The following is a 25,187-nucleotide window of genomic DNA, read 5'->3' on the forward strand; positions in this document are numbered from 1 at the left end:
GATGGATTCGCAACGCAATCTTCTACTCATCGCTCTGCTGTTCGTGTCTTTCATGATCTGGCAAGCCTGGCAAGTGGATAACAATCCACAACCAGCGGCCCAGACCACGCAACAGACTGCGAATACTGCTACCGGTGATAAAGCAAGTCAGGCCGTGCCAGCCAGTGGTCAGGGTCAACTGATTACTGTAAAAACTGATGTGCTGTCTCTGACCATTAATACCCGTGGCGGTGACATCGAGCAGGCTAACCTGCTGGCTTACCCGGATGCTCTGGGTTCAGACAAAACTTTCGAATTACTGGAAACCACACCAGCTTTCGTTTATCAGGCGCAAAGCGGTCTGACAGGCAAAAGCGGCCCGGATAATCCAGCTAACGGTGAGCGCCCGCTATTTGAAGCGCCACAGACCAGCTTTGTCTTAGCCGATGGTCAGGATGAACTGCGCATTCCATTGACCTTCACTGGCAAAGATGGCTCCGTTTTCACCAAAACTTTTGTGCTAAAACGTAACGACTACGCCATTGGCGTGGATTATCACGTTAAAAATGCCTCAGATGCCCCATTGGAACTGACGCTATTTGGCCAATTGAAGCAGAGCATCAACTTGCCTAAACACCGTGATACTGGCAGCAATAACTTTGCGCTGCATACTTATCGTGGTGCCGCTTACTCTTCTGATGACACTAAATATAAAAAATACAGCTTTAGTGATATCGAAGACAAAAGTTTAGACATCACCACCAAAGGTGGCTGGGTTGCAATGTTGCAGCAGTATTTCGCCACAGCGTGGATTCCAGCGGCTAACGAAACCAACACCTTCTACTCTGCTGATTTGGGTAACGGTCTGGCTGCTATCGGCTTCAAAGGCATGCCCGTCGTCATTCAACCGGGTGAGCAGAAACAACTGGGTGCCACCTTGTGGGTTGGCCCGGAAATTCAGGACAAAATGGCAGCCATCGCGCCACACCTGGATCTGACGGTTGATTATGGTTGGTTATGGTTTATTTCTCAGCCACTGTTCAAACTGCTGAAATTCATTCACAGCTTTGTCGGTAACTGGGGCTTCTCCATCATTGTCATCACCTTTATCGTGCGCGGTATCATGTACCCGCTGACGAAGGCGCAATACACCTCGATGGCGAAAATGCGTTTGCTGCAGCCTAAACTGGCCGCCATGCGTGAGCGTATCGGCGACGATAAGCAGCGCATGAGTCAGGAGATGATGGCGCTGTACAAAGCTGAGAAGGTTAATCCACTGGGTGGCTGCTTACCGCTGGTCATTCAGATGCCTATCTTCCTGGCGTTGTACTACATGTTGATGAGCTCGGTTGAATTGCGCCACGCGCCGTTCATCTTGTGGATTCATGACCTGTCAGCACAAGACCCGTACTACATCTTGCCAATTCTGATGGGTATCACCATGTACTTCATTCAGAAGATGTCACCGACCACCGTGACTGACCCGATGCAGCAGAAGATCATGACTTTCATGCCAGTCATCTTCACGGTGTTCTTCCTGTGGTTCCCGGCGGGTCTGGTACTGTACTATATCGTCAGTAACCTGGTGACCATCCTGCAGCAACAGCTGATTTATCGTGGTCTGGAAAAACGTGGCTTACACAGCCGCGATAAGAAAAAACAGTCGTAATAGATAGATACCCAAATTAATTGGCGTTGCAGAGGCCCAAGGATGGGCCAGGTAGATAAACAGCTAACAAAACGCTGTAACCTCAAGTAAGCAGGGTATCAAGGCGGTCAATATGACCGCCTTATTCTTTTTACACAAGCCTGATTTTCGTGATTCAGGCTTGTGCAAAAACAATAAGTTAAAGAGAGAAATTACCATGAGCGCCACTGATACTATCGTCGCACAAGCAACGCCGCCAGGCCGTGGTGGCGTGGGTATTTTACGTGTTTCAGGTCGTGCTGCCGCCGCCGTCGCGCAGGCGGTTTTGGGCAAATTGCCCAAACCACGTTATGCCGATTATCTGCCATTTAAAGATGTCGATGGCAGTACGCTGGATCAAGGTATTGCTCTCTACTTCCCCGGCCCGAACTCCTTCACTGGCGAGGACGTGCTGGAACTACAAGGTCACGGCGGCCCCGTGATACTGGATCTGCTGTTAAAACGCATTCTGGCCCTGCCAGGGCTGCGCATTGCCCGTCCGGGTGAGTTCTCTGAACGCGCATTCCTCAACGACAAGCTGGACTTGGCACAAGCAGAGGCGATTGCTGACTTGATTGATGCCAGTTCAGAGCAAGCCGCGCGCTCGGCGGTGAACTCATTGCAGGGGGCGTTTTCAGTTCGCATCCATCAATTGGTGGAAGCACTTACTCACCTGCGAATCTACGTCGAGGCTGCCATTGACTTCCCAGATGAGGAAATCGACTTCCTTTCCGATGGCAAAATTGAAGGCCAGCTAAACGGCGTCATGGCCGAGCTGGAGCAGGTGCGCACTGAAGCCCGCCAAGGCAGTCTGCTGCGCGAAGGGATGAAAGTGGTGATTGCAGGCCGCCCTAATGCCGGTAAATCTAGCTTACTCAATGCGTTAGCAGGCCGTGAAGCCGCGATTGTCACCGATATTGCAGGAACCACTCGTGATGTATTGCGGGAACATATTCATATCGATGGGATGCCACTGCATATCATCGACACCGCCGGTTTACGCGAAGCCAGTGACGAAGTTGAGCGCATTGGCATCGAACGGGCATGGAATGAGATAGAACAAGCCGACCGAGTGCTGTTTATGGTTGATGGCACCACCACGGATGCCACTGAACCCGCCGCGATTTGGCCGGAGTTTATGGCGCGCTTGCCCTCGACGCTCCCCATCACTGTGGTGCGCAATAAAGCGGATATCACCGGTGAGACGCTGGGGCTAACAGAAGTGAATGGTCACTCACTAATTCGCTTATCCGCCCGAACAGGCGAAGGCATTGACCTGCTGCGCAACCATTTGAAGCAGAGTATGGGCTTTACCAGCAACACCGAAGGCGGTTTTCTGGCTCGCCGCCGCCATTTGCAGGCACTGGAAACAGCCGCACAGCATTTGGTGCAGGGCCACGAACAGTTAGTAAGCGCTTACGCCGGTGAACTACTGGCTGAAGAGTTACGGTTAGCACAACAGTCATTGAGTGAAATTACCGGTGAATTTAGCTCGGATGACTTACTGGGGCGCATTTTCTCCAGTTTTTGTATTGGAAAATGAGTGTGATGCGCTAGCGCGGGAGCAGATTATCGCTAATTTTGATAATCTTGCTCTATGTGTCTGAACTGTGCAGCGGCTTGAGCGAGCAAAATCAGCACTGCCAGTGACTCGAACACTTAACTATATCCCTAAATTTGAGGTATCCATGATTATAAAACCACGTGTACGCGGCTTTATCTGTGTGACTGCTCACCCGGCGGGCTGTGAAGCCAACGTCAAAAAGCAAATCGACTATGTCACCGCAGCAGGCCCCATCGCTAATGGCCCAAAACGAGTATTAGTGATTGGTGCGTCAACTGGATACGGGCTGGCAGCCCGCATCACAGCAGCATTTGGTTGTGGTGCCGATACCTTGGGTGTTTTCTTCGAACGTCCTGGCGAAGAGAGCAAACCCGCAACCTCTGGTTGGTACAATAGCGCGGCATTCCATAAGTTTGCCGAGCAAAAAGGTCTGTACGCGAAGAGTATCAATGGTGATGCTTTCTCCGATCAGATTAAACAGCTGACCATTGATGCTATCAAACAAGATTTAGGTCAAGTTGATCAGGTGATCTACAGCCTGGCCTCACCACGCCGTACTCACCCAAAAACCGGTGAAGTGTTCAACTCCACACTGAAACCTATCGGTCATGAAGTTAAGTTCCGTGGTCTTGATACCGACAAAGAAGTGATCAAAGAAGCCGTACTGCAACCGGCTACCCAGGAAGAGATCGACAACACGGTTGCGGTCATGGGTGGCGAAGACTGGCAGATGTGGATTGATGCGCTGTTGGAAGCCGGCGTGCTGGCGGAAGGTGCGCAAACCACCGCCTTCACCTATCTGGGCGAGAAGATCACCCATGATATCTACTGGAACGGCTCCATTGGCGCAGCCAAAAAGGATCTGGACCAAAAGGTACTGGCTATCCGCGATAGCCTGGCAGCCCACGGCGGCGGTGATGCCCGTGTGTCAGTGCTGAAAGCGGTTGTGACTCAAGCCAGCTCTGCCATTCCAATGATGCCACTCTATTTGTCACTGTTATTCAAAGTGATGAAAGAGAAAGGCACTCACGAAGGTTGTATCGAGCAGGTCTACTCGCTGTATAAAGATAGCCTGTGTGGCAACGCGCCACATATGGATCAAGAGGGCCGTCTGCGCGCAGACTACAAAGAGCTGGCTCCTGAAGTTCAAAGCCAGGTGCAGCAGTTGTGGGATCAAGTTACCAATGACAACATCTATCAACTAACTGATTTTGTTGGCTATAAAACCGAATTCCTCAATCTGTTCGGTTTCTCGATCGACGGTGTGGACTATGACGCCGATGTTAATCCTGATGTGAAAATCCCGAATCTGATTCAGGGCTAAACTCAGGTTTATCGCACTAAAACCCGCTGCGCTGCAACTTGACCGCGCAGCGGGTTGATAATAATCTTATATCCCCCTCTCTTATACTCTCCTTGATACCGCTATAGCTTTATAATGGATAAGCTAAGTCTATATTCTTCGTTTACGGATAGCGCAATCGCCTGCAACCTTGTGAATAAATTCTCCTTTAGATACTGAATTAATATTTATTCCACAGGGAAATGATGATGAGAATACCTTCAGTGGCAGTACCTCTCCTTAGCTTAATTATTTTAACTTCGCTGAATGCTCACAGTGAGGAGCAGAGATTGATTAAGTTAGGGTTTAATCCCGGCCCCTATAAAGAACAATTTGAGAAGGGCGTAGCCCCCTATCTGATAAAAAAAGGCTACAGCATTGAATATAAAGATTTCAATGATGGCATTCAGGTCAATAATGCGGTCAGCACTGGTGAGATTGATGGCAATATCATGCAGCATCCGATTTATCTGCAAGCAATAAATGACCGGCTGCGCATAGATAATACGGGTATTGTTCAGGTACCAACGCCACCCATGGGGCTATATTCCAATAAGCACCAAAAAGAGGATAAACCCAAAGATGGCGCATGGATTTCAGTCCCGAACCAACCCTCAAATGAGTACCGCGCGGCACTCTTACTGCAATCCATTGGCTGGATAAAGCTGAAAGAGAAAATTGATCCCGCGACCTTCTCGCAGAAAGATATTGCGGAAAATCCGTATCACTTGGTGATCAAAGAGATGGATAATGCCCAGCAAGTCAGGGCGCTACCTGATGTCGACTTTGGTGCTATTCAAGGTAACTTTGCCGTCTCTAACGGAATAAAACTCACCTCAGCTCTGCAACTTGAAAAACCCACTACACAATTTGTTAATGTGGTTACTGTTGCCGGTAAAAATAAGGATGCTGAGTTTGCTAAAGATATTATTGCCGGATATCACTCACCTGAATTCAAAAAATACATTTTGGAAAACGAAAAGTATACGGGTTATATGCTGCCTGATTATCTGAACTAATGGAATAAGCCGATGATTGAGCTTCAGCATATTTCTAAAACCTTTGAACGCCAAGGTATCAAACTACAGGCATTGAATAATGTCAGTTTAACCGTCGCAGATGGCGATATATTTGGCATCATCGGTTATAGCGGAGCAGGGAAAAGCACCTTATTACGGATGGTCAATTCGCTGGAAAGCCCGACATCAGGTAATGTCATTATTGATGGTAAAAATCTGCATGACTTTAGTCATGAGCAGCTACGGCTGCTGAAAAAAAATATTGGCATGATATTCCAAAACTTTAATTTACTGGAATCAAAGACAGTTTTTAAAAATGTCGCTATGCCGCTCATTCTATTGGGGAAAAACAAAAAATTCATTCAGGAACGCGTTGCTGAACTGTTAGATTTTGTTGGCTTAGGTGATAAAAGCCATAGCTTCCCTAACGAATTATCGGGCGGCCAGAAGCAACGGGTGGGTATTGCGCGCGCCCTGGCAACCAATCCGTCGATCCTATTATGTGATGAGGCCACATCCTCACTGGACCCACAAACAACCGCCCAGATCTTATTATTGCTAAAGAAAATCAACCAGCAATACAACATTACGGTTTTGCTGATTACTCATGAAATGTCAGTGATTCAAAAAATATGCAATAAGGTGGCAGTGATGGAGAACGGCCAAATTATTGAGCAAGGATCGGTATTAACGGTGTTTGGTCACCCAACTCATCCCACCACCCTTAATTTCGTCCGCACCGTAATAAAAGATAGCTTACCTGAGAGTGTGAAAAAGCTGTTGAATAACAGCCATGCAGGCCGCCAATTCCGATTAGCCTTTATGGGGTCAATAGCCACTCAGCCGGTGATCAATCAGCTTATCAAGCAGTATGACATTGGCGTTAATATTCTGTTTGCCAACATGTCAGAGATACAGGACACCACCCTCGGCCACATGGTGCTGTTATTAACCGGCGAGAATCATACCATTGATGGTGCTGTCAGTTATCTGACGGAAACCGGTATTGATATACAGGAAATAAATTGATGATCGAAACCGCCATTACACTAGACCAATTTATTCAAGCGCTACACGACACACTGGTGATGGTCAGTATCTCATTGGTGATCGGTTCTCTTATTGGTATACCACTGGGAATTTTACTGGTGGTAACTCGGCCGGGTGGATTAATTAAGAGCCGTGCCTTTTATAATATTCTCAATCCCGTGATCAATATCATCCGATCACTGCCCTTTATTATTCTGATGGTGGCGATTATTCCGCTAACACGCCTGATTGTGAATACCACTATTGGGACACCGGGAGCGATTGTGCCGCTGATTATTTTTATCGCGCCCTATATTGGCCGGCTGGTAGAGAACTCATTACTAGATGTGAACCCCGGAATTCTGGAGGCCGCAAAATCAATGGGCGCGACCCCTTTGCAGGCGATTTGGTATTTTCTGTTACCCGAAGCCTTGTCATCGTTAATATTGGCCCTGACCACCGCCACCATTGGCTTAATTGGTGCAACAGCAATGGCGGGAACTGTGGGCGGCGGCGGGATCGGGGATTTAGCTATTACTTATGGTTATCAGCGTTTTGATACTTTTGTGACGATCACCACCGCCATTGTATTAATTATTACTGTGCAGTTAATCCAATCACTGGGCAATTTATTTGCCAGTAAAATTCGCCGTGAGTAAGCCAAAGAGAGTTAGATTTATACGCAAAGTGCCTGCGGCGGAGAGAATAGGTAGATCGTAAAGACGCCGTACTTCTTTTTTAAAAACACGCCTCCCTGATGGCTCGAGCCGCGCCATCCCTGGCGCAGACGCTTTACTCCTCTACCTATCCTCACCATTTAAGATCGAGTCACTAAGAATTTCAGCAAAAATACCGTAGTTAATTAAACCTTAAAGCCGCTAATGACACTCTCCAACTGCAAGGTTTGATCCTGCATGGCTTGAGCCGCTGCCGCCACTTGCTCCACCAGCGCCGCATTTTGCTGAGTTGCGTTATCTAACTGATTAATCGCCAAATTAACCTGCTCGATCCCCAAACTCTGCTCCTGGCTGGATGACATAATCTCATTCATCAGTGCCGCCACATTGGAAACACCGCTCATCAGATCATCCATGGTAGTGCCCGCATCGGCCACTAAGCCAGTACCAATCGCAATATCAGACACCGAATCTTCAATCAGCTTTTTAATCTCGCGGGCAGAAGTTGCCGAACGTTGCGCTAAATTACGCACCTCCGATGCGACCACCGCAAAACCACGCCCCTGCTCACCCGCTCTGGCGGCCTCCACTGCCGCATTCAGTGCCAATATATTGGTTTGGAAGGCAATACTGTCAATCACACTGATAATATCGACAATTTTCTTCGATGAATGATTGATGGAACCCATGGTATCCACCACTTTTTTCACTACCGTACTGCCCTTCACCGCCACGGCTGAAGCATCCATCGCCAATTGGTTGGCATGGCTGGCGTTATCCGCATTTTGCTTCACGGTACTGGTCAGCTCATCCATCGAAGCCGCCGTCTCTTCAATTGAGCTGGCCTGATCTTCGGTACGGGCAGACAAGTCCAGATTACCGCTGGCGATTTCACGTGATGCCGATGCAATAGCCAAACTGCTCTCACCGACTTGGCGCATCATTTGCTGCAAATAGTCGATAAAAGCATTGAAACTCTGGTTAATGGCATTGAACTCCGGACTGCTGCTTTCCGGCAAGCGCTGGGTTAAGTCGGCCCCGCCCGCAGACAATGCGGTGATATTCTCTTTCAAATTCGCTAAGCGCTTCATAAATACGCGGATAGAGAACACCAGGAAAATCAGCAATAACAGCATGATAGGAATCTGTACTAGCCCCAGATGCATCAGGATACTGTGGCTCTGTTTGACCAATAAGCTGGTTGGCAAGTCAGTGACCAAATACCATGGGCTATTGGCGATCGGGCGGATAAACAGGGTGTGTGAGGTGCCATCGACATCAAATTCGCTTTCCAGCGATTTTTGCTCTCTCATTTGTGGCAACAACCGCTGGGTTTCGGCCGCCATCGGCAAACTAGCGGCAAAATCAGAGAGATTTTTTAGCTCTGCTTTGCCGTCAGCCAAGGCGCTGCTACCCACAATCTTACCATCCGCTTCGACAATCAGAATGGTGCCGTTCACTTTCTGCTCCATCTCTTTAACCAGGCGGTTAAAGAAGCCTAAAGTGACGTCAATGGTTGAAACGCCATATGCCTCGTTGCCTTTATAAATCGCCATCGCACAGTTGGTTCTCGGCTGCGGGCTGGCGTCATCCTGATAGGCTTTAGCCCAGGCGCAGAAGCCTTTCGGCGCATTTAAGCCATCTTTGTACCACGACTGCTCAAAATAATTTTGCGATTCTGGCGAGTTCCAATGAGTGTTAACCGTTAACTTATTTTCCCCATTACGGGCAAAAAAGGTGCTGAATTTCGCCACCCCTTGCTCACGTTTATTGGGCAGAGGCCAAATACCGCCGCCGAATACATTGCTGTCGCCGTATTGATCCACCAAGCCCGGTAATAGTGAGTCGATGGTACTGCTGTCCATAATGGCAACCGCCTGGGTAATACTGCGGGCCTGGGCTTCCACTTTATTCATTTGCGCGGTGATGGCCGTCGCAATTTGGTCAACGCTATTGCCAACAATAGTGCTTTCCGATTGTTTGAGTTGTGGTGTGATAAAAAGCTGAATCACCACCAGGGTGATGATTAGCAAAAGAATGAAAAACACACTAACGAGTAAGGTGAATCGGGCTTGAGTGGTTTTTAGCATTATCGTGTCGCTCAATGTCAGAGAGCTGGATAGCTCCAGATCTATTAACGGCACTCCGCGCGCAGACTTGATAACGGATTGAAACGATTTTTCCGTTTTTATCCGTCGATCACAATTTCAGTGTAATTAATCGACGGATGACAAACAGTTAAGTGAAATTTTCAGGGGGGGAGCGGTAGATAGTCATTGTGATATCGCGCAAGTTTGTCCTACTCTGGTGGTGAAACAGTGTTACTCATTTACTCAATGGGAGTATGTCATGTCACAGCAACCCCTTAAAATCGTTACCCTGCTAGGTAGCCTGCGTAGTGGTTCTTACAATGCCATGGTCGCCCGTGCGCTGCCTAAATTAGCACCTGCGGGTTTCACCATCGAAGCCCTGCCGTCTATTCGCGATATTCCGCTTTATGATGCTGATGTACAACAGGAAGATGGCTTCCCAACCACGGTTCAGGCCATTGCGGAGCAAATCCGTCAGGCGGATGGCGTAATTATCGTGACGCCGGAATATAACTACTCCGTCCCCGGCGGCTTGAAGAATGCGATCGACTGGCTATCCCGTTTACCCAATCAGCCGCTGGCGAACAAACCCGTGGCGATTCAAACCAGCTCTATGGGGCCGATTGGCGGTGCACGTTGCCAATACCATCTGCGCCAAATTTTGGTCTTCCTCGATGCAATGGTGATGAATAAGCCTGAATTTATGGGCGGGGTGATTCAAAGCAAAGTGGATGAGCAAGCCAAAGAGCTTTCCGATCAAGGGACACTGGATTTCCTGACAAAACAGCTTGCTGCCTTTGCCACTTACATTGATCGAGTGCGCGAAAAGTAAGTTTTTATCTCTGCTCCCCATAAGCCTGCGGGTAGTGGGCATCTGGATGCGCAATGTGCCAGCAAGGCACTGGAGCAAATCAGCGCTCAGTTGAAAGCTTAAGATTATCGATAAGACGCCCCCTCCCTCGTGTCGAAAGGGGGCGTTGGCAAGATCAGAGGTCAATCACCGGCGATCAGTGGTCAACAAAAGCAATTTTCAGCACAAATAGCAGCGCCACCACTACCACACATGGGCTGATTTCACGCCAGCGGCCAGTACCCAACTTCATCAGGCAATAAGAGATAAAGCCCAGCGCGATACCTTCGGTAATTGAGAAGCTAAACGGCATCATCACGGCAGTGACAAACGCCGGAACCGCTTCGGTCAGATCATCCCACTTCACGCGGGATAAGCTGGAGGTCATCAATACGCCCACATAAATCAGCGCCCCGGCGGCGGCATAAGCGGGCACCATACCCGCCAGTGGCGAAATAAACATCACCAGCAGGAACAAGATACCCACCACCACGGCAGTCAGGCCGGTACGGCCACCGACAGAAACTCCGGAGGAGCTTTCAATATAGGCCGTCACTGACGAAGTGCCGATAAAAGCACCGGCAACAGAGCTGATACTATCGACGTACAGCGCTTGTTTCATGCGCGGAAACTTGCCTTTATCATCGGTTAAGCCCGCTTTATCCGTCACGCCAATCAATGTGCCGGATGAATCGAATAGGTTAACCAGCATGAAGGAGAAAATGATCCCCGCCATACCAACATTCAGCGCCCCAGCCAGGTCAACCTGCCCGACCACCGAGGTCACACTTGGCGGCATGGAGAAAATACCCGAGTAGTGTACATCACCCAGCGCCCAGCCAATTAGGGTGGTCACCACGATAGAAACCAGCACCGCAGCATGGATATTGCGTGATGCCAGTATCGCGATAATAAAGAAGCCCAGCGCCCCCAGTAGCACGCTGTGAGAGGTCAGGTTACCCACGGTCACCAATGTATCTGGGTTTGCAACCACGATACCGGCATTTTTCAGCCCCATCATGGCAATAAACAGGCCGATACCACTGGTGATCCCCACGCGCAGGCTCAGCGGGATGTTGGCAATCATCCAATAGCGAATGCGGAAAATAGTCAGCAAAAGGAAACCGATTGCGCCCCAGAAAATCGCCCCCATGCCAACCTGCCATGAAATGCCCATCGCGCCAACCACCACAAAAGCGAAGAAAGCGTTCAGCCCCATCGCCGGTGCCAGTGCTACCGGTAAGTTCGCCAATAAGCCCATAAAGATGCTGCCAAAAGCGGCGATCAGGCAGGTAGTGACGAATACTGCCTGCACATCCATCCCCGCAACCCCTAAAATCTGTGGGTTAACGAACACGATATAGACCATGGTCAGGAAGGTGGTGATACCGGCGATCAGCTCAGTGCGTGCCGTGGTGCCGTGTTGCTTTAGCTTAAAAACACGTTCGAGCAGCCCCTGCTCAGTATCAAGGTTTGGTTTACTCATAAGGCGTTCCACAAGAAGGGAGTGATAGTTGGGAACATCCTATAACAAAAAACCAATCTTAAGAGCGGGATCACACTCTTTTTTGTCTGTTTTTTATCGCCTCTGTTGCGCAACATCTGCATGGTGCTAACCCTCATCACTCAACGCATTGAATTTTATTCGTTTAATATTCGTTATATTGCTAGCAGGGTAATTATGTATCGCATTCTGAGCCAGGATGATTAAAGTAAGTAGGGGGTAAGTCTCGATTATATAGATACGAAAATAAGGAAATTGAGTGAACCAGATAGATTGCGTAATGTTCGATTGCGATGGCACCCTGGTGGATAGCGAAGTGCTGTGCTGCCAGGCTTATGTGGTGATGTTTGCCCATTACGACATTCACTTATCACTGGAGCAGGTGATTAAGCGCTTTAAAGGCGTGAAATTGAATGAGATCGTCGCGTTGGTGAGCAAAGAGAACGGCCTGAACCAACCGATTGAAACACTGGAAAAACTCTATCGCGCAGAAGTCGCCCGCTTATTTGATGCCCAATTGCAACCGATCGCCGGTGCAAAGGCGCTGCTAGAGCAAATTACGCTGCCGGTTTGTGTGGTATCCAACGGGCCGGTGAGCAAGATGCAGCACTCCCTTGGCCTGACGGGCTTGCGCCCCTTCTTTGAAGATAGGCTCTATAGCGGCTACGACATTCAACGCTGGAAGCCCGATCCGGCGCTGATTTACCATGCAGCGAAAGAGATGCAGGTCGCGTCTGAGCGCTGCATTCTGGTGGAAGACTCCGCTGCCGGAACACACGCCGGGATCGCGGCAGGTATTCCGGTCTTTTACTACTGCGCCGATCCGCACAATCAGCCGATCCACCACCCGCTAGTCACCATGTTCGATGATATGCAGCAACTACCTGATTTATGGCGTGAAAAAGGCTGGCGTATCACCCACGACTAGTGACTGGCAGTGCCACTTTATTTCGCCACCAGCGCCATGCACCTTTAATGGCGCTTTGCTGCTTAATGACGTGTTGCGGGCTGAAACGGCGGTTAAGGCCATTCGCCAGTAGATCCAGCGCCAGACAGAGAACAAAGTAGACCAGCGCCACAAACAGAAACACTTCCATCGGGTAAACCATGCTGCGATTATTGACCTGAGTCGCCAAAAACGTCAGCTCATTCACCCCGACGATATAAGCCAACGAGGTATCTTTAATCAATGAGATCCATTGATTAATAAATGATGGCACCATCATGCGCAGGGCTTGCGGCAGCACCACAAACCCTAAAACTTGCCAGCGGTTAAAGCCGAGTGACAGACCCGCCTGCCACTGACCCGCACCGATCGCCACAATTCCGGCTTTCACTGCGTGAGCCAGATAGGCGGATGCAATCAACGCCAGCGCACACACCACGGTGGTGATTTCGGGAATATCCACGCCAAACACGATCGGCAGCAGGAAATAGGTCCAAAAAATCAGCATAATCACGGGAATAGCACGGAAAAAACCTAAAACAGCCGCCAATATGCCCGCCCAGACACCACGAGACATCGCCAGCGCCACCCCCAATAGAGTGCCTAAAATAGCGGAAGCGACCCCCGCCATGATGCTGATCAGCACAGTTAATGCCGCCCCACCCAGCGGGCCATCCGGATAGGTGCCCCACAGCAGATAGCTCCAGTTATCGGCAATAATCGTAAAATCCATCTTAATGCCCTCTGATGGCAGTTCGTTGTTGACGCCACATACCCCACGCCTCGATCAGCGCAATAATGGCGATATACAGCACCGTTGCTACGCCAAATGCCTGAAACGTCCGCAATGTCTCGGTTTCCACCTGACGGGATGCATAGGAGAGTTCGGCCACACCAATCGCCATCGCCAAAGAGGAGTTTTTAATAATATTCATATATTGGCCCAGCAATGGCGGCATCGCGATTTTCAACGCCTGTGGCAACACCACATGGCGCATCGATTGCCAGCCCGTTAGCCCCAGCGCATGGGCGGCATATTTTTGCCCTTTCGCCACCCCGCTGATACCAGCTCGCAGCTCCTCAGCAATAAACGCCGTGGAGTAGAGGGTCAGCCCGATAAAACCGGCTAAAAACTCAAAAGAGGGCCAGTTCAGGGTTAACCCGAGCAGAGTGATTTCATGGGAAGAGTTCAGCCAGGGGATCCAACTGGCGGGCAGGAGTTGGCTGGCGGCAAAGTACCAAAAGAACAGCTGGATCAACAGCGGCGTATTGCGAAATAGAGTGCTGTACCCCATGGCAAACCACTGTAGCGCTCTATTTTCGCTATCTCTGGCCGCTGCCAGTAAAAAGCCCAATAGCGTCGAGGCCACCACGGTGCAGGCGGAGATCCACAAGGTAAGCAGGAAACCGCTCCACAGCCAGCCGAGATATTGCGGGGCTAGCAGCCAGTCGGTGAGATGATGTAGATTCATATATCTCTATACCCGTTGTAATGCAAACAGCCCCGCATGATCATCATGCAGGGCCTTGGTGTTCCACGCGAAATCAGGCTTTAGGTTGTTGATCTAAAGGTGCAAATTTAAACTCACCTCTTGGCTGAGCGGCATTGGTTGCCGGCCCGAACCAGCGGTCATAAATTTTTGCCGCTTCGCCCTCTTTTTCCAGTTTAACCAGTGTTTCGTTCACTGTTGCGGTTAAGCGCTCTTCGCCCTTAGGAATACCCACGCCCTGATACTCTTTGGTGATACTAAAGGGTGAAATCTCAAAATCTGCTTTTTGTGCCGCAGGCAAGTTACCCAGCAGCCCCACTAATTTTGCATCATCCTGAGTGATGGCTTGAACGTTACCATTACGCAGGGCAGTAAATGCCAGTGGTGTATCATCATAAGAGATCACTTTTGCTGTGGGGTAGTGCTCACGCAGAGTGATCTCCTGCACCGTGCCTTTATCGGCGCCGATACGTAATTTGCGGATATCTTCCGGCGTTTTCAGCACCCCTTTATGGGCGATAAATTTCTGACCGGTGGCAAAATAGGGCAGGCTGAAGTTAACTTCCTTGGCGCGCTCATCAGTGATGGTGAAGTTGGCCGCAATCAGATCGACTTTCTTCGAGGTCAGCAGTGGAATACGGTTAGCCGGGTTAGTTGCCCGCAGTTCCACTTTTACCCCTAAATCTTTGGCAATCGCGTTCGCCACATCCACATCATAGCCCACCAGTTTTTTACTCTGCGGATCGATATAGCCGAATGGGGGGTTGCTATCAAAAACGGCAATCCGCACCACACCCGCTTGCTTGATGTCATCTAACTTATCGGCGTGAGCTGCAGCAGAAAGTGTCGCCAGACCAGCTAGCAAGGTTAATGCCAAAGCGCTTTTTTTGGTGGTCAGAGATTGCTTCATTGAAAGCTCCTAAGATGATTGAGATGTTGCGATATGCATAAGCTAGCAACTCATCGTTAGGTCAGGAAATAATATAAAACGATATATTTATAACTAATTAATCTCAGTGAATGAGACTAATTATATTGGGAAAGAGAGCGGGATATATGGTAAGTGAAACGCCGGAGGATGGGGTGCCCATAAAACCTCCACTTCAATTTATCCATATAAAAACAGTGAATATTCATTCTGCTCTCATGGGCTAATGACACGATTGTAGCCGCACATTTCGACCTAGTCGTGTCATTACCATATGTTTGAAAAATGTCATCAGGCAGAATTATTTACTGTCATCAGGGGCATCAGGTATTGCCACTGCTGCTTTGGGTTTTTCCTGACTCTCCATGACTGCAGATTTGACTTTTCGAGGCAGACTAACTGACTCTTCCGTAATCTCTGACTGACCAATAAAAATGCCGCCTTTTTTAATGGAGAAATTACTGCCTTTTACAATGCCGTTTAAGCGGCCATTCTCTAAAATTTCCAGATGATCGGAAATACAAACACCATCAATGCGCCCATCAACCGTCATGTTGGGAGCCGTTAAATTCCCTTCAATTTGGCCACTGCGCATCAACCTTATCGTGCCTTCATTTACCGTAATATTCCCATTCACCATACCGTAGATTTGAATATCACCATCAAGATTAATATCTCCTTTTATTTTTGTTCCCGCCGCGATAATCGTGTTGGTCTTCACTGAGTCTGATGGTGAGTTAGATAGTGGTGTATTGGATTGTAGAGAAGAGTTGACCATTGTAGACACCGTGTTATGACTGTTTTCTTTCTTTTTAAACATAATAGTTATCAGAATAAAAATGAGGAATAAAGTAGGCGCAAGAAGAAGATAAAAAAATAAATTGTAGACCATATAACCCACTAAAGCTGCACCCCATAGCACCCACAACAGGCTAAGAGCCACATTTTTTGGTATATACAGACGCATGTTCACTTATCCCGCCCAGTGTAAAAACGCATTAATAGTGATATGAATTTATGTGATCTGAAATTGAGTTGAGTTTTAAATTTAACCCGGAAAATAGTTTTCCATTGCAGCGGAAATTGTATTTCCATAAAAACATTCACTCAAAAACAACACCCACACAAATAAGCATAAGACTATGGCATTATGTCAATCAATTGATGGCGAAATATAAACAAATACAAAACAATGTGGAATTAACGTTTTTGGATAATAGCCTAGAGGATAATGCAAGTGGCGGGATGATATTCACTAAAGTGTTCTGGTCTAGTAAAAGTCATCCCCCAATCAAGTATCAATACACAGCCTGATTGGGGGATATATTATTTTTCACTCTTATTGGAGAGCAGTTTCTCTAAGTCATCACCGCCCAGGTGGCGGAAATCATGCCCTTTGACGAAGTAGAAAATGAATTCACAAATATTTTGGCAGCGGTCGCCGATGCGCTCAATCGAGCGGGCGCAGAATAGCGCGGTCAGCACACTGGGGATGGTGCGCGGATCTTCCATCATATAGGTCATCAATTGGCGCACGATGCCCTCATACTCCTGATCGACCTTCCTATCTTCGCGATAAATCCGGATAGCCTCATCCAAATCCATGCGCGCGAAAGCATCCAGCACATCATGCAACATCTGCACCGTGTGGCGACCTAATGACTCCAGGCTGACCAACAAAGGCTGATGCTGATGGGAGAATTTTTCCAATGCGGTGCGGCAGATTTTATCCGCCACATCACCAATACGCTCCAGCTCAGAAATAGTCTTGATGATCGCCATCACTAACCGCAAATCACTGGCGGTTGGCTGACGTTTGGCAATGATGCGCACACAGGCTTCATCAATGGCTACTTCCATCATATTGACCTTTTTATCGCCAGCAATGACCTGCTTGGCTAACTCACCGTCCTGATTATGCATGGCGGTGATGGCGTCAGATAATTGTTGTTCCACCAGCCCACCCATAGTTAAAACCTGGGTGCGGATATGCTCAAGTTCTGCGTTGAACTGGCCGGAAATATGTTTATTTAGATTCAGGTTATCCATGATACTTCCCGTACATATAAATAGTAGAAATTGATATATACCCTAAATAATTCGAGTTGCAGGAGGGCGGCAATTGAGCGCATTCCCAGTCACTTACTCAAGTAAGTGACTGGGGTGAACGAAAGCAGCCAATGCACATGCAGCTTGAAGTATGACGGGGATAGGCCTATCAACCATAGCGACCGGTAATATAATCTTCCGTCTGTTTCTGCTGTGGCGCAGTAAACAGTGTATCGGTATCACTGAATTCAATTAACTCACCCAAATACATAAATGCAGTGTGATCTGAGCAACGGGCCGCCTGTTGCATGTTGTGGGTCACAATCACCACCGTGTAATCAGACTTCAATTCACTGATCAGCTCTTCAATTCGGCCAGTGGAGATTGGATCAAGCGCCGAGCAAGGCTCATCAAGCAGCAACACATCCGGGCGGATTGCGATACCGCGCGCAATACAGAGGCGCTGCTGCTGTCCACCGGACAAACTATAACCGCTCTGGTGCAGCTTATCTTTGGTTTCATTCCACAGTGCCGCTTTGGTTAGCGCCCATTGCACCCGCTCATCCATATCCGCGCGAGACAGGTTTTCAAACAGTTTTACACCAAAAGCGATGTTATCGTAAATCGACATGGGGAATGGCGTCGGTTTTTGGAAAACCATGCCCACTTTCGCCCGCAACAACGCAATATCTTGTTTGTCGGTCAGGATATTCTGGCCATCCAGCAAGATGTCGCCTTCAGCTCGCTGATCCGGATACAACTGATACATTTTGTTAAATGTACGCAGCAGTGTCGATTTACCGCAACCTGATGGGCCGATAAATGCTGTGACCTGGTTTTTGGCAATATCCAGCGAGATATTCTTCAGCGCATGGAATTTGCCATAGTAGAAGTTCAGATCGCGAACCTGAATTTTGCTGTTGTTGCTGTCAGTAGCCATACTCATCAAGACTTCTCTCTTTTAGCCAATGCCGCCGGAGCCGCATTTTGGAATTTATTGGCGAATCGGTATTTTCTATTGCTAATAGCTGATGTTCTCTCAGCCAATTAATACTTTTTCTTAGCGAAAACAACGCGAGCCAGAATATTCAGTAACAGTACACACAGGGTAATCAGCAGCACCCCGGCCCAGGCCAGTTGTTGCCATTCGGCAAATGGACTCATGGCAAACTTAAAGATGGTGACCGGCAAGTTAGCAATTGGCCGAGTCAAATCGGTACTCCAGAACTGGTTGGAGAGCGAGGTGAACAGCAAAGGTGCCGTTTCGCCAGCAATACGCGCCACCGCCAATAAGATACCGGTCAAAATACCGGAGATAGAGGCTTTCAGCGTAATGGCCGAAATCATGCGCCACTTCGGTGTTCCCAGTGCATAAGCGGCTTCACGCAGGCTGTCCGGCACCAGCTTCAACATATTCTCGGTGGTGCGGATAACAATCGGCACTTGTAATAGCGCCAGTGCAATTACCCCCGCCCAACCGGAGAAGTGCTCCATCTTGGCAACCACGATGGTGTAGACAAACAGGCCGACCACGATAGAGGGGGCTGATAACAGAATGTCATTGATAAAGCGGGTGATCTCCGCCAGCCAGGATTTACGCCCATATTCGGCCAGATAGATCCCCGCCATGATACCCAGTGGCGTACCAATCACTGTCGCCCATAGAATTAACAACCCACTACCGGCAATCGCATTCGCCAAACCGCCGCCTGCGGTATTAGGTGGTGGTGTCATCTCGGTAAACAGCGCCAGCGACATTCCATCAATACCTTTGGTGACGGTCGAGAACAGAATCCACACTAACCAGAACAGACCAAACGCCATCGTCGCCATTGAAAGCAATAAAGCAATTCGGTTCTTTTGACGACGCCATGCCTGCTTTTTACGGCGGGTTTCCATCAGCGTCGCATCACTTTGCATATCCATCGTCGCCATCTTAACGCCCCTCTTTCTTAGCCAGACGCAGAATCATTAGCTTAGATAAAGCCAGCACGATAAAGGTAATGACGAATAAGATCAGCCCCAACTCCATCAATGCTGCGGTGTGCAGGCCAGACTCAGCTTCGGCAAACTCATTCGCCAACGCCGAGGTAATGCTGTTACCGGGCATAAACAGTGAGAAACTGTCGAGCTGATAGGTGTTGCCGATAATAAAGGTCACCGCCATGGTCTCCCCTAATGCACGGCCCAGCCCCAACATCACGCCACCAATAACCCCGTTTTTGGTATAAGGCAGCACAATGCGCCAGATAACTTCCCAGGTGGTGCAGCCAATGCCGTAAGCGGACTCTTTCATCATCACCGGCGTTTGTTCAAACACATCGCGCATCACCGCGGCAATGTAAGGAATAATCATGATGGCTAAGATGACACCCGCGGCCAGAATGCCGATCCCGAATGCGGGGCCAGAGAACAGTACCCCCACGATCGGGATGCCGGACATTACGTTGCCGACCGGTTCCTGGAAATAGCGGGCAAAAAGGGGCGCGAAGACAAACAAGCCCCACATGCCATAAACAATACTGGGGATCGCCGCTAACAGTTCGATTGCGATACCGAGCGGGCGTTTTAACCAGTTTGGCGCCAATTCAGTTAAGAACAAGGCGATACCAAAACTGACCGGAACTGCAATGATCAGGGCAATCACCGAGGTGACCACAGTGCCATAAATTGGCACTAAGGCACCAAACTGTTCCGCCGGGGCATCCCACTCTTTGGTCCACAGGAAGGCCCAACCAAACTTCTCGATGCTAGGCCAGGAGGCAACAATCAGTGAAATGATGATGCCGCCTAGCAGAAATAGGGTAATCAGCGCAGCCAGTTTAACTAGCGCACTGAAAATGATGTCACCGTATCGACTCGGTGCTTTGATCGTCGGCTTGTCAGCCATAGACTCTCTTCTCATCTGAGTGTTATACCCCCTTAGTACTTGAAGCCGCAGGGGTGTTGGCTGCGTTCACTAACCCGAATCACTTACACCAGTAAGCTCATCGGGATTAGCTCAATTGCCGCCTACCTGCAACTCCAATGACTTTGGGTATAAGGTAATTTTATAAATAACTTATTACAGGGAAAACTAACTTCAATCAGAAGATTGGTTTGCCGTTACTGTCTTTAATCTGAGTCTTCCAGGCAGCACGGACTTGCTCAACAACTTCGGCTGGCAGTGTGGCGTAATCCAGCGCGTTAGCTTGCTTAGCACCGTGCGTATAACCCCAATCAAAGAACTTCAGAACTTCAGTGCCGTTAGCTGCATTTTTCTGCACTTTGTGCACCAAAATGAAGGTTGTTGAGGTAATTGGCCATACATCATCACCTTTCTGATTGGTTAAGTCTTGAGCGAAGGTTTTGCTCCAGTCTACACCTTTAGCCGCTGCACTAAAGCTCTGCTCAGTCGGGCTAACCGGTTTTCCATCAGCAGAAACCAGTTTGGTGTAAGCCAGGTTATTCTGTTTGGCGTAAGCGTATTCCACATAACCAATGGCACCCGGCAGACGCTGAACGAAAGCAGCGATACCGTCGTTACCTTTGCCACCTAAACCGGTTGGCCAGTTAACTGTAGAGCCTGCGCCCACTTTCTCTTTCCAATCTGCATTCACTTTCGCCAGATAGCTGGTGAAAACGAATGAGGTGCCAGAACCGTCAGCACGACGAACCACCGCGATATTTTGATCAGGTAATTTAACACCTGGGTTCAATTTAACGATTGCCGGGTCATTCCACTTTTTAACATTGCCCAGATAGATATCACCCAGTGTTTTACCATCTAATGTCAGTTCACCGGATTTAATGCCAGGGATATTCACGGCCAGTACCACACCGCCAATCACTGTCGGGAATTGGAACAAACCTTCAGCAGCCAGTTTTTCGTCTGCTAATGGCGCATCAGAGGCACCGAAATCAACCGTGTTGGCGATAATCTGTTTCACACCACCGGAAGAGCCGATCCCCTGATAGTTAACTTTGTTACCTGTTTCTTTCTGATAAGAATCTGCCCACTTGGCATACACCGGCGCGGGGAATGTCGCACCTGCACCTGTCAGGCTTGCAGCAGCGAACGCGGACAGGGTTGTCATAGATAAAGTCGCTGCCACAATGCTGGCTACGGTGGTACGCATCAGTTTCATAATCCCTCCTAATGGGATATTAGAATTAACTCTAAATTGTTTTCATCAGATTAAGTATGGTGCAGGAGGGAAAATAGGGCACTTTAATGACAGAAAAATGTACGTAATATTTCAGTTATATGACAATCAACAGAAATGTAAGTAACCTAATGATTAGCATCTATTTTTATACCAACTCTGTTTGAGTAGCCAACACGATAATTAAGTTATTCGACGAAAAATAGTATGGCCGCCACGCGGGATAGCAGCAATGAAACGAAATGCGAGTAATATGCGTATTTTGCTATTTTATGAATAATGGTCGCAAATAGTGTTACGAGTTTGGCAACACTACGAGGTTTTAACTGCTGAGAACTCCTGCCAATACTCGGTAAGATTTACCTGATAAATCATGATAAGAGACTGAAAAATAATGAGTAACAATAACAACCTCACTAGCGCCGAAGAGTCTGGCGATGTGTTGCGCGTAGTGCAGGTGTTGAAATCACCCAAATTAATGACGCGTGAGTGTTTGGCCGGGATTGTGACGGCGCTCGCACTCATTCCTGAAGTGATCTCATTCTCTGTCATTGCCGGTGTCGATCCGAAAGTGAGTCTGGTCGCGTCGATTGTATTATGTCTGACACTCTCTATTTTGGGTGGCCGCCCTGCAATGGTCACCGCTGCCGCCGGTTCAGTCGCACTGGTTATAGGCCCGATGGTTCATGCACATGGCGTCGAATACATTCTGCCAGCGGTAGTGATCGGAGGCGTCATTCAAATCCTGTTCGGTATCACCGGCCTGTCTCGCATGATGCGCTACATTCCCCGCTCGGTGATGATTGGTTTTGTAAATGCGCTGGGCATCCTGATATTTTTTGCTCAGGTGCCGCACGTCTGGGGGCAGTCGGGAATGGTATGGGTGATGCTTATTATTACCCTGCTCATTGTTTTGCTACTCCCGCGCATCCTCAAAACAGTCCCTTCGCCACTTATCGCGATCCTGGTCGTCACTGCTGTTGCCTTGTTGATGGGTTACCGACTACCTAACGTGGGTGATGAGGGGCCGATGACTCCCGGTTTACCGGGGTTCACTCAGCTTTTGGTTCCGCTGAACTGGCAAACACTACAAATCATATGGCCTACAGCCTTGAGTATCGCCTTTGTCGGGCTGATGGAGTCACTGTTAACGGCGAAACTGGTCGATGACATCACTGATACGCCATCCAGTAAGCGTCGAGAGTCCTGGGGTCTCGGGGTCGGTAATATTCTTGCTGGTTTTTATGGCGGCATTGCCGGTTGTGCGATGATTGGTCAAACCATTGTCAATGTTGAGTTAGGCAAAGCCCGGAGTCGCGTTTCAACTGTCGCAGCAGCTATCGTCTTACTGCTGCTCGTCACTGGCCTGAGCAATCTGCTGGCACAGATCCCGATGGTGGTGCTCGCAGGTATCATGATGGTGGTCGCGGTGAAAACCGTTAACTGGCACAGCCTACAACCGGCGACCCTAAAACGGATGCCCTGGTCAGAAACATGGGTGATGGTGCTCACTGTGGTGGTGACAGTATGGACCAGTAACCTCGCGCTGGGGGTACTGGCTGGAGTTATCGTTGCCATGGTGCTGTTCGCCCGCCGTATCGCCCATGTGATCCACGCCGAGCGGACAATAAGTGATGATGGAGAAAGTGTGCGCTATACCGTGCGCGGCCCACTATTTTTTGCCAGTAGTAACGACCTGTTCGAGCATTTCGATTATGCCCATGATCCTAAAAAAGTCATTATTGACCTCACACATGCGCAGATTTGGGATGCTTCTACTGTTGCCGCTTTGGATGGCATTGAGTATCGCTATCAACGTCATGGGGCCAGGGTAACTATTGAAGGGCTGGATATGCGCAGCAGCGATTTTCATCGTCGCCTGACAGGCAACTTAAATTAATCATAAAAAACCCGGTATGCTTTTTAACCAACATACCGGGTTTTAAGATCGATAACTCTTTTGTTATCCCACAACACCTATGGAATAGTTATCGCGAATTATTCAACCGTGACTGATTTTGCCAGGTTACGTGGCTGATCCACATCAGTGCCCTTAATTAAGGCGACGTGATAGGACAATAGCTGTAGCGGCACAGTGTAGAAAATAGGGGCAATAATCTCTTCCACGTGAGGCAACTGAATGATTTTCATCCCTTCGCTATCAGTGAAACCGGCATCTTGATCAGCAAACACATACAGCAGGCCACCACGTGCGCGCACTTCCTCAATGTTGGATTTCAGTTTTTCCAACAATTCATTGTTTGGTGCGACCACAATGACCGGCATATCAGCATCAATCAATGCCAATGGCCCATGTTTCAATTCACCGGCCGCATAAGCTTCCGCATGAATATAGGAGATCTCTTTCAGTTTCAATGCACCTTCCATCGCGATCGGGTATTGATCACCACGGCCAAGGAACAATGCATTGTGCTTATCGGAGAAACCTTCAGCCAGCGCTTCAATGGTTTTATCCAGAGACAGCATTTGCTCAATACGGGCAGGCAGTGCCTGTAGCGCATGAACAATATTCTGTTCCAGGCTGGCATCAGCGCCTTTCAGCTTACCAATACGACCCACCAGCATCAGTAAAACTGTCAATTGAGTGGTGAAGGCTTTGGTTGAGGCTACGCCAATCTCAGTACCCGCTTTAGTCATTAACGCTAAATCTGATTCACGCACCAGTGAGGAGCCGGCTACGTTACAAATTGCTAATGAACCTAAATACCCCAACTCTTTTGATAAGCGCAGAGCAGCCAATGTATCGGCGGTTTCACCCGATTGAGACAGAGTGATCAACAGGCTGTTAGGGCGCACAGCTGATTTGCGGTAACGGAATTCCGACGCAATTTCCACGTCGCAAGGCACACCAGCCAATGACTCGAACCAATAACGCGAAACCATACCGGAGTTGTAAGAAGTCCCACAGGCAATGATTTGAATATGCTGCACATTAGCCAGCAGAGCATCAGCTTTTGGACCAAGCTCAGAGAGATCAATCGCACCATGATTTAAGCGGCCTTCCAGCGTATTTTTAATCGCCATTGGCTGCTCATAAATCTCTTTCTGCATGTAGTGGCGGTACACACCTTTATCACCGGCATCGTATTGCACTTGAGATTCGATTTCAGGGCGCTCAATCGCATTGCCCTGCTTATCAAAAATCTCGATGCTGCGACGAGTGACCTCAACGACATCACCCTCTTCCAGGAAGATAAAGCGGCGAGTCACTGGCAGCAGGGCCAGCTGGTCTGAGGCGATAAAGTTTTCGCCAACGCCACAACCGATCACCAATGGGCTACCTGAGCGGGCAGCGACCAGGCGGCTTGGATCACGACTATCCATCACCACAGCACCGTAAGCGCCACGTAATTGCGGGATGACGCGCTTAACGACTTCCAGCAACGAACCACCCTGTTTTTGCTCCCAATGTACCAAGTGAGCAATAACTTCAGTATCAGTTTCAGAGCTGAAACGATAACCACGGCCAATCAATAATTCACGTAAAGGTTCGTGGTTTTCAATAATGCCGTTGTGAACCACGGAGATATAGTCAGAAACATGAGGGTGCGCATTCGCTTCTGATGGCTCACCATGGGTAGCCCAGCGGGTATGTGCAATCCCAGTACCACCATGCAGTACCTGATTTTCGGCCGCGTCAGATAGTGCCTGAACTTTACCCACCCGACGTAAACGGGTCATGTGACCTTCAGCATCAACCACGGCTAAACCCGCAGAGTCATAGCCACGGTATTCAAGACGACGTAAACCTTCGATCAGAATCTCAGCGATATCACGTTGCGCTACTGCGCCAACTATTCCACACATCTGTTTTATTCCTATGTAAGGTTCTGTTAGAACCTTGTCGATGTCAGTGACCTGATTTTC

General features: G+C 48.8%; 21 protein-coding genes. 9 read left to right on the forward strand and 12 right to left on the reverse strand.

The window, feature by feature from the left end:
- The first annotated feature begins 1 nt into the window (after position 1).
- The 6 genes from yidC (at position 2) to HRK25_RS06035 (ending at position 7,279) form a co-directional block, all read left to right on the forward strand.
- The gene (gene yidC, locus HRK25_RS06010) at positions 2–1,648 is read left to right on the forward strand and encodes a membrane protein insertase YidC (RefSeq protein WP_049601081.1); all 1,647 of its coding nucleotides are present in this window, start codon (positions 2–4) and stop codon (positions 1,646–1,648) included.
- A gap of 196 nt (positions 1,649–1,844) precedes the next feature.
- The gene (mnmE, locus tag HRK25_RS06015; protein ID WP_032896730.1) at positions 1,845–3,209 is read left to right on the forward strand and encodes a tRNA uridine-5-carboxymethylaminomethyl(34) synthesis GTPase MnmE; all 1,365 of its coding nucleotides are present in this window, start codon (positions 1,845–1,847) and stop codon (positions 3,207–3,209) included.
- 145 nt (positions 3,210–3,354) lie between these two features.
- Entirely contained in the window at positions 3,355–4,554 is a 1,200-nt protein-coding gene (gene fabV, locus HRK25_RS06020) for an enoyl-ACP reductase FabV (RefSeq protein WP_032896702.1), read from the forward strand.
- Positions 4,555–4,781: 227 nt separating this feature from the next.
- The gene (locus HRK25_RS06025) at positions 4,782–5,591 is read left to right on the forward strand and encodes a MetQ/NlpA family ABC transporter substrate-binding protein (RefSeq protein ID WP_032896700.1); all 810 of its coding nucleotides are present in this window, start codon (positions 4,782–4,784) and stop codon (positions 5,589–5,591) included.
- A gap of 12 nt (positions 5,592–5,603) precedes the next feature.
- The gene (locus HRK25_RS06030; RefSeq protein ID WP_005271538.1) at positions 5,604–6,620 is read left to right on the forward strand and encodes a methionine ABC transporter ATP-binding protein; all 1,017 of its coding nucleotides are present in this window, start codon (positions 5,604–5,606) and stop codon (positions 6,618–6,620) included.
- Entirely contained in the window at positions 6,620–7,279 is a 660-nt protein-coding gene (locus HRK25_RS06035) for a methionine ABC transporter permease (protein ID WP_032896698.1), read from the forward strand. The genes HRK25_RS06030 and HRK25_RS06035 overlap by 1 nt, the downstream gene beginning before the upstream one ends.
- 203 nt (positions 7,280–7,482) lie before the next feature.
- Here the strand turns inward: HRK25_RS06035 and HRK25_RS06040 are convergent, their stop codons facing one another.
- The gene (locus HRK25_RS06040; protein ID WP_005271537.1) at positions 7,483–9,387 is read right to left on the reverse strand and encodes a methyl-accepting chemotaxis protein; all 1,905 of its coding nucleotides are present in this window, start codon (positions 9,385–9,387) and stop codon (positions 7,483–7,485) included.
- A gap of 259 nt (positions 9,388–9,646) precedes the next feature.
- Between HRK25_RS06040 and HRK25_RS06045 the strand changes: the two genes are divergently transcribed.
- Entirely contained in the window at positions 9,647–10,219 is a 573-nt protein-coding gene (locus HRK25_RS06045; protein ID WP_032896696.1) for an NADPH-dependent FMN reductase, read from the forward strand.
- A gap of 175 nt (positions 10,220–10,394) precedes the next feature.
- Here HRK25_RS06045 and HRK25_RS06050 read toward each other — a convergent pair whose 3' ends face one another.
- Entirely contained in the window at positions 10,395–11,723 is a 1,329-nt protein-coding gene (locus HRK25_RS06050) for an NCS2 family permease (RefSeq protein ID WP_005271534.1), read from the reverse strand.
- A gap of 277 nt (positions 11,724–12,000) precedes the next feature.
- Between HRK25_RS06050 and yieH the strand changes: the two genes are divergently transcribed.
- Positions 12,001–12,669, forward strand: coding sequence for a 6-phosphogluconate phosphatase (gene yieH / locus HRK25_RS06055; RefSeq protein ID WP_032896694.1), 669 nt, complete (start codon positions 12,001–12,003; stop codon positions 12,667–12,669).
- Here the strand turns inward: yieH and HRK25_RS06060 are convergent.
- The 9 genes from HRK25_RS06060 to pstS all read right to left on the reverse strand — a co-directional run bounded on the left by HRK25_RS06060 (position 12,656) and on the right by pstS (position 21,281).
- Positions 12,656–13,420, reverse strand: a complete 765-nt coding sequence (locus HRK25_RS06060; protein ID WP_005271531.1) for an amino acid ABC transporter permease — start codon at positions 13,418–13,420, stop codon at positions 12,656–12,658. The genes yieH and HRK25_RS06060 overlap by 14 nt on opposite strands.
- A 1-nt stretch (position 13,421) precedes the next feature.
- Entirely contained in the window at positions 13,422–14,159 is a 738-nt protein-coding gene (locus tag HRK25_RS06065) for an amino acid ABC transporter permease (RefSeq protein ID WP_005271528.1), read from the reverse strand.
- A gap of 73 nt (positions 14,160–14,232) precedes the next feature.
- The gene (locus HRK25_RS06070; protein ID WP_005271525.1) at positions 14,233–15,087 is read right to left on the reverse strand and encodes an ABC transporter substrate-binding protein; all 855 of its coding nucleotides are present in this window, start codon (positions 15,085–15,087) and stop codon (positions 14,233–14,235) included.
- Positions 15,088–15,406: 319 nt separating this feature from the next.
- Entirely contained in the window at positions 15,407–16,072 is a 666-nt protein-coding gene (locus HRK25_RS06075; RefSeq protein ID WP_005271522.1) for a bactofilin family protein, read from the reverse strand.
- A gap of 359 nt (positions 16,073–16,431) precedes the next feature.
- Complete coding sequence (gene phoU / locus HRK25_RS06080) at positions 16,432–17,154, reverse strand: phosphate signaling complex protein PhoU (protein ID WP_005271518.1); 723 nt, start codon at positions 17,152–17,154, stop codon at positions 16,432–16,434.
- A 169-nt stretch (positions 17,155–17,323) separates the two neighbouring features.
- Positions 17,324–18,100, reverse strand: coding sequence for a phosphate ABC transporter ATP-binding protein PstB (gene pstB / locus HRK25_RS06085; RefSeq protein ID WP_032896692.1), 777 nt, complete (start codon positions 18,098–18,100; stop codon positions 17,324–17,326).
- A 101-nt stretch (positions 18,101–18,201) separates the two neighbouring features.
- Positions 18,202–19,089, reverse strand: a complete 888-nt coding sequence (pstA, locus tag HRK25_RS06090) for a phosphate ABC transporter permease PstA (RefSeq protein ID WP_005271516.1) — start codon at positions 19,087–19,089, stop codon at positions 18,202–18,204.
- 1 nt (position 19,090) lies between these two features.
- Positions 19,091–20,044: a phosphate ABC transporter permease PstC gene (gene pstC / locus HRK25_RS06095; protein WP_005271515.1), complete on the reverse strand. Its 954-nt coding sequence runs from the start codon at positions 20,042–20,044 to the stop codon at positions 19,091–19,093.
- Positions 20,045–20,240: 196 nt separating this feature from the next.
- Positions 20,241–21,281 (reverse strand): phosphate ABC transporter substrate-binding protein PstS, encoded by a 1,041-nt coding sequence (pstS, locus tag HRK25_RS06100; protein ID WP_005271513.1) that lies wholly within the window; start codon positions 21,279–21,281, stop codon positions 20,241–20,243.
- A gap of 412 nt (positions 21,282–21,693) precedes the next feature.
- On the opposite strand from pstS, the gene HRK25_RS06105 reads away from it, so the two are divergent.
- Positions 21,694–23,199, forward strand: a complete 1,506-nt coding sequence (locus HRK25_RS06105; protein WP_005271509.1) for a SulP family inorganic anion transporter — start codon at positions 21,694–21,696, stop codon at positions 23,197–23,199.
- Between the two features lie 98 nt (positions 23,200–23,297).
- Here HRK25_RS06105 and glmS read toward each other — a convergent pair whose 3' ends face one another.
- Positions 23,298–25,127, reverse strand: coding sequence for a glutamine--fructose-6-phosphate transaminase (isomerizing) (glmS, locus tag HRK25_RS06110; RefSeq protein ID WP_057648936.1), 1,830 nt, complete (start codon positions 25,125–25,127; stop codon positions 23,298–23,300).
- Positions 25,128–25,187 lie beyond the last annotated feature (60 nt).

Source organism: Yersinia bercovieri ATCC 43970 (assembly GCF_013282745.1).
In the GTDB taxonomy this organism is placed as follows: Bacteria; Pseudomonadota; Gammaproteobacteria; order Enterobacterales; family Enterobacteriaceae; genus Yersinia; species Yersinia bercovieri.

What these genes read in the sequence shown, in the direction of transcription:
- yidC (WP_049601081.1), top strand. Translation starts at nt 2, where the DNA reads ATGGATTCGCAACGCAATCTTCTACTCATCGCTCTGCTGTTCGTGTCT.
- mnmE (WP_032896730.1), top strand. Translation starts at nt 1,845, where the DNA reads ATGAGCGCCACTGATACTATCGTCGCACAAGCAACGCCGCCAGGCCGT.
- fabV (WP_032896702.1), top strand. Translation starts at nt 3,355, where the DNA reads ATGATTATAAAACCACGTGTACGCGGCTTTATCTGTGTGACTGCTCAC.
- HRK25_RS06025 (WP_032896700.1), top strand. Translation starts at nt 4,782, where the DNA reads ATGAGAATACCTTCAGTGGCAGTACCTCTCCTTAGCTTAATTATTTTA.
- HRK25_RS06030 (WP_005271538.1), top strand. Translation starts at nt 5,604, where the DNA reads ATGATTGAGCTTCAGCATATTTCTAAAACCTTTGAACGCCAAGGTATC.
- HRK25_RS06035 (WP_032896698.1), top strand. Translation starts at nt 6,620, where the DNA reads ATGATCGAAACCGCCATTACACTAGACCAATTTATTCAAGCGCTACAC.
- HRK25_RS06040 (WP_005271537.1), bottom strand. Translation starts at nt 9,387, where the DNA reads ATGCTAAAAACCACTCAAGCCCGATTCACCTTACTCGTTAGTGTGTTT.
- HRK25_RS06045 (WP_032896696.1), top strand. Translation starts at nt 9,647, where the DNA reads ATGTCACAGCAACCCCTTAAAATCGTTACCCTGCTAGGTAGCCTGCGT.
- HRK25_RS06050 (WP_005271534.1), bottom strand. Translation starts at nt 11,723, where the DNA reads ATGAGTAAACCAAACCTTGATACTGAGCAGGGGCTGCTCGAACGTGTT.
- HRK25_RS06060 (WP_005271531.1), bottom strand. Translation starts at nt 13,420, where the DNA reads ATGGATTTTACGATTATTGCCGATAACTGGAGCTATCTGCTGTGGGGC.
- HRK25_RS06065 (WP_005271528.1), bottom strand. Translation starts at nt 14,159, where the DNA reads ATGAATCTACATCATCTCACCGACTGGCTGCTAGCCCCGCAATATCTC.
- HRK25_RS06070 (WP_005271525.1), bottom strand. Translation starts at nt 15,087, where the DNA reads ATGAAGCAATCTCTGACCACCAAAAAAAGCGCTTTGGCATTAACCTTG.
- HRK25_RS06075 (WP_005271522.1), bottom strand. Translation starts at nt 16,072, where the DNA reads ATGCGTCTGTATATACCAAAAAATGTGGCTCTTAGCCTGTTGTGGGTG.
- phoU (WP_005271518.1), bottom strand. Translation starts at nt 17,154, where the DNA reads ATGGATAACCTGAATCTAAATAAACATATTTCCGGCCAGTTCAACGCA.
- pstB (WP_032896692.1), bottom strand. Translation starts at nt 18,100, where the DNA reads ATGAGTATGGCTACTGACAGCAACAACAGCAAAATTCAGGTTCGCGAT.
- pstA (WP_005271516.1), bottom strand. Translation starts at nt 19,089, where the DNA reads ATGGCGACGATGGATATGCAAAGTGATGCGACGCTGATGGAAACCCGC.
- pstC (WP_005271515.1), bottom strand. Translation starts at nt 20,044, where the DNA reads ATGGCTGACAAGCCGACGATCAAAGCACCGAGTCGATACGGTGACATC.
- pstS (WP_005271513.1), bottom strand. Translation starts at nt 21,281, where the DNA reads ATGAAACTGATGCGTACCACCGTAGCCAGCATTGTGGCAGCGACTTTA.
- HRK25_RS06105 (WP_005271509.1), top strand. Translation starts at nt 21,694, where the DNA reads ATGAGTAACAATAACAACCTCACTAGCGCCGAAGAGTCTGGCGATGTG.
- glmS (WP_057648936.1), bottom strand. Translation starts at nt 25,127, where the DNA reads ATGTGTGGAATAGTTGGCGCAGTAGCGCAACGTGATATCGCTGAGATT.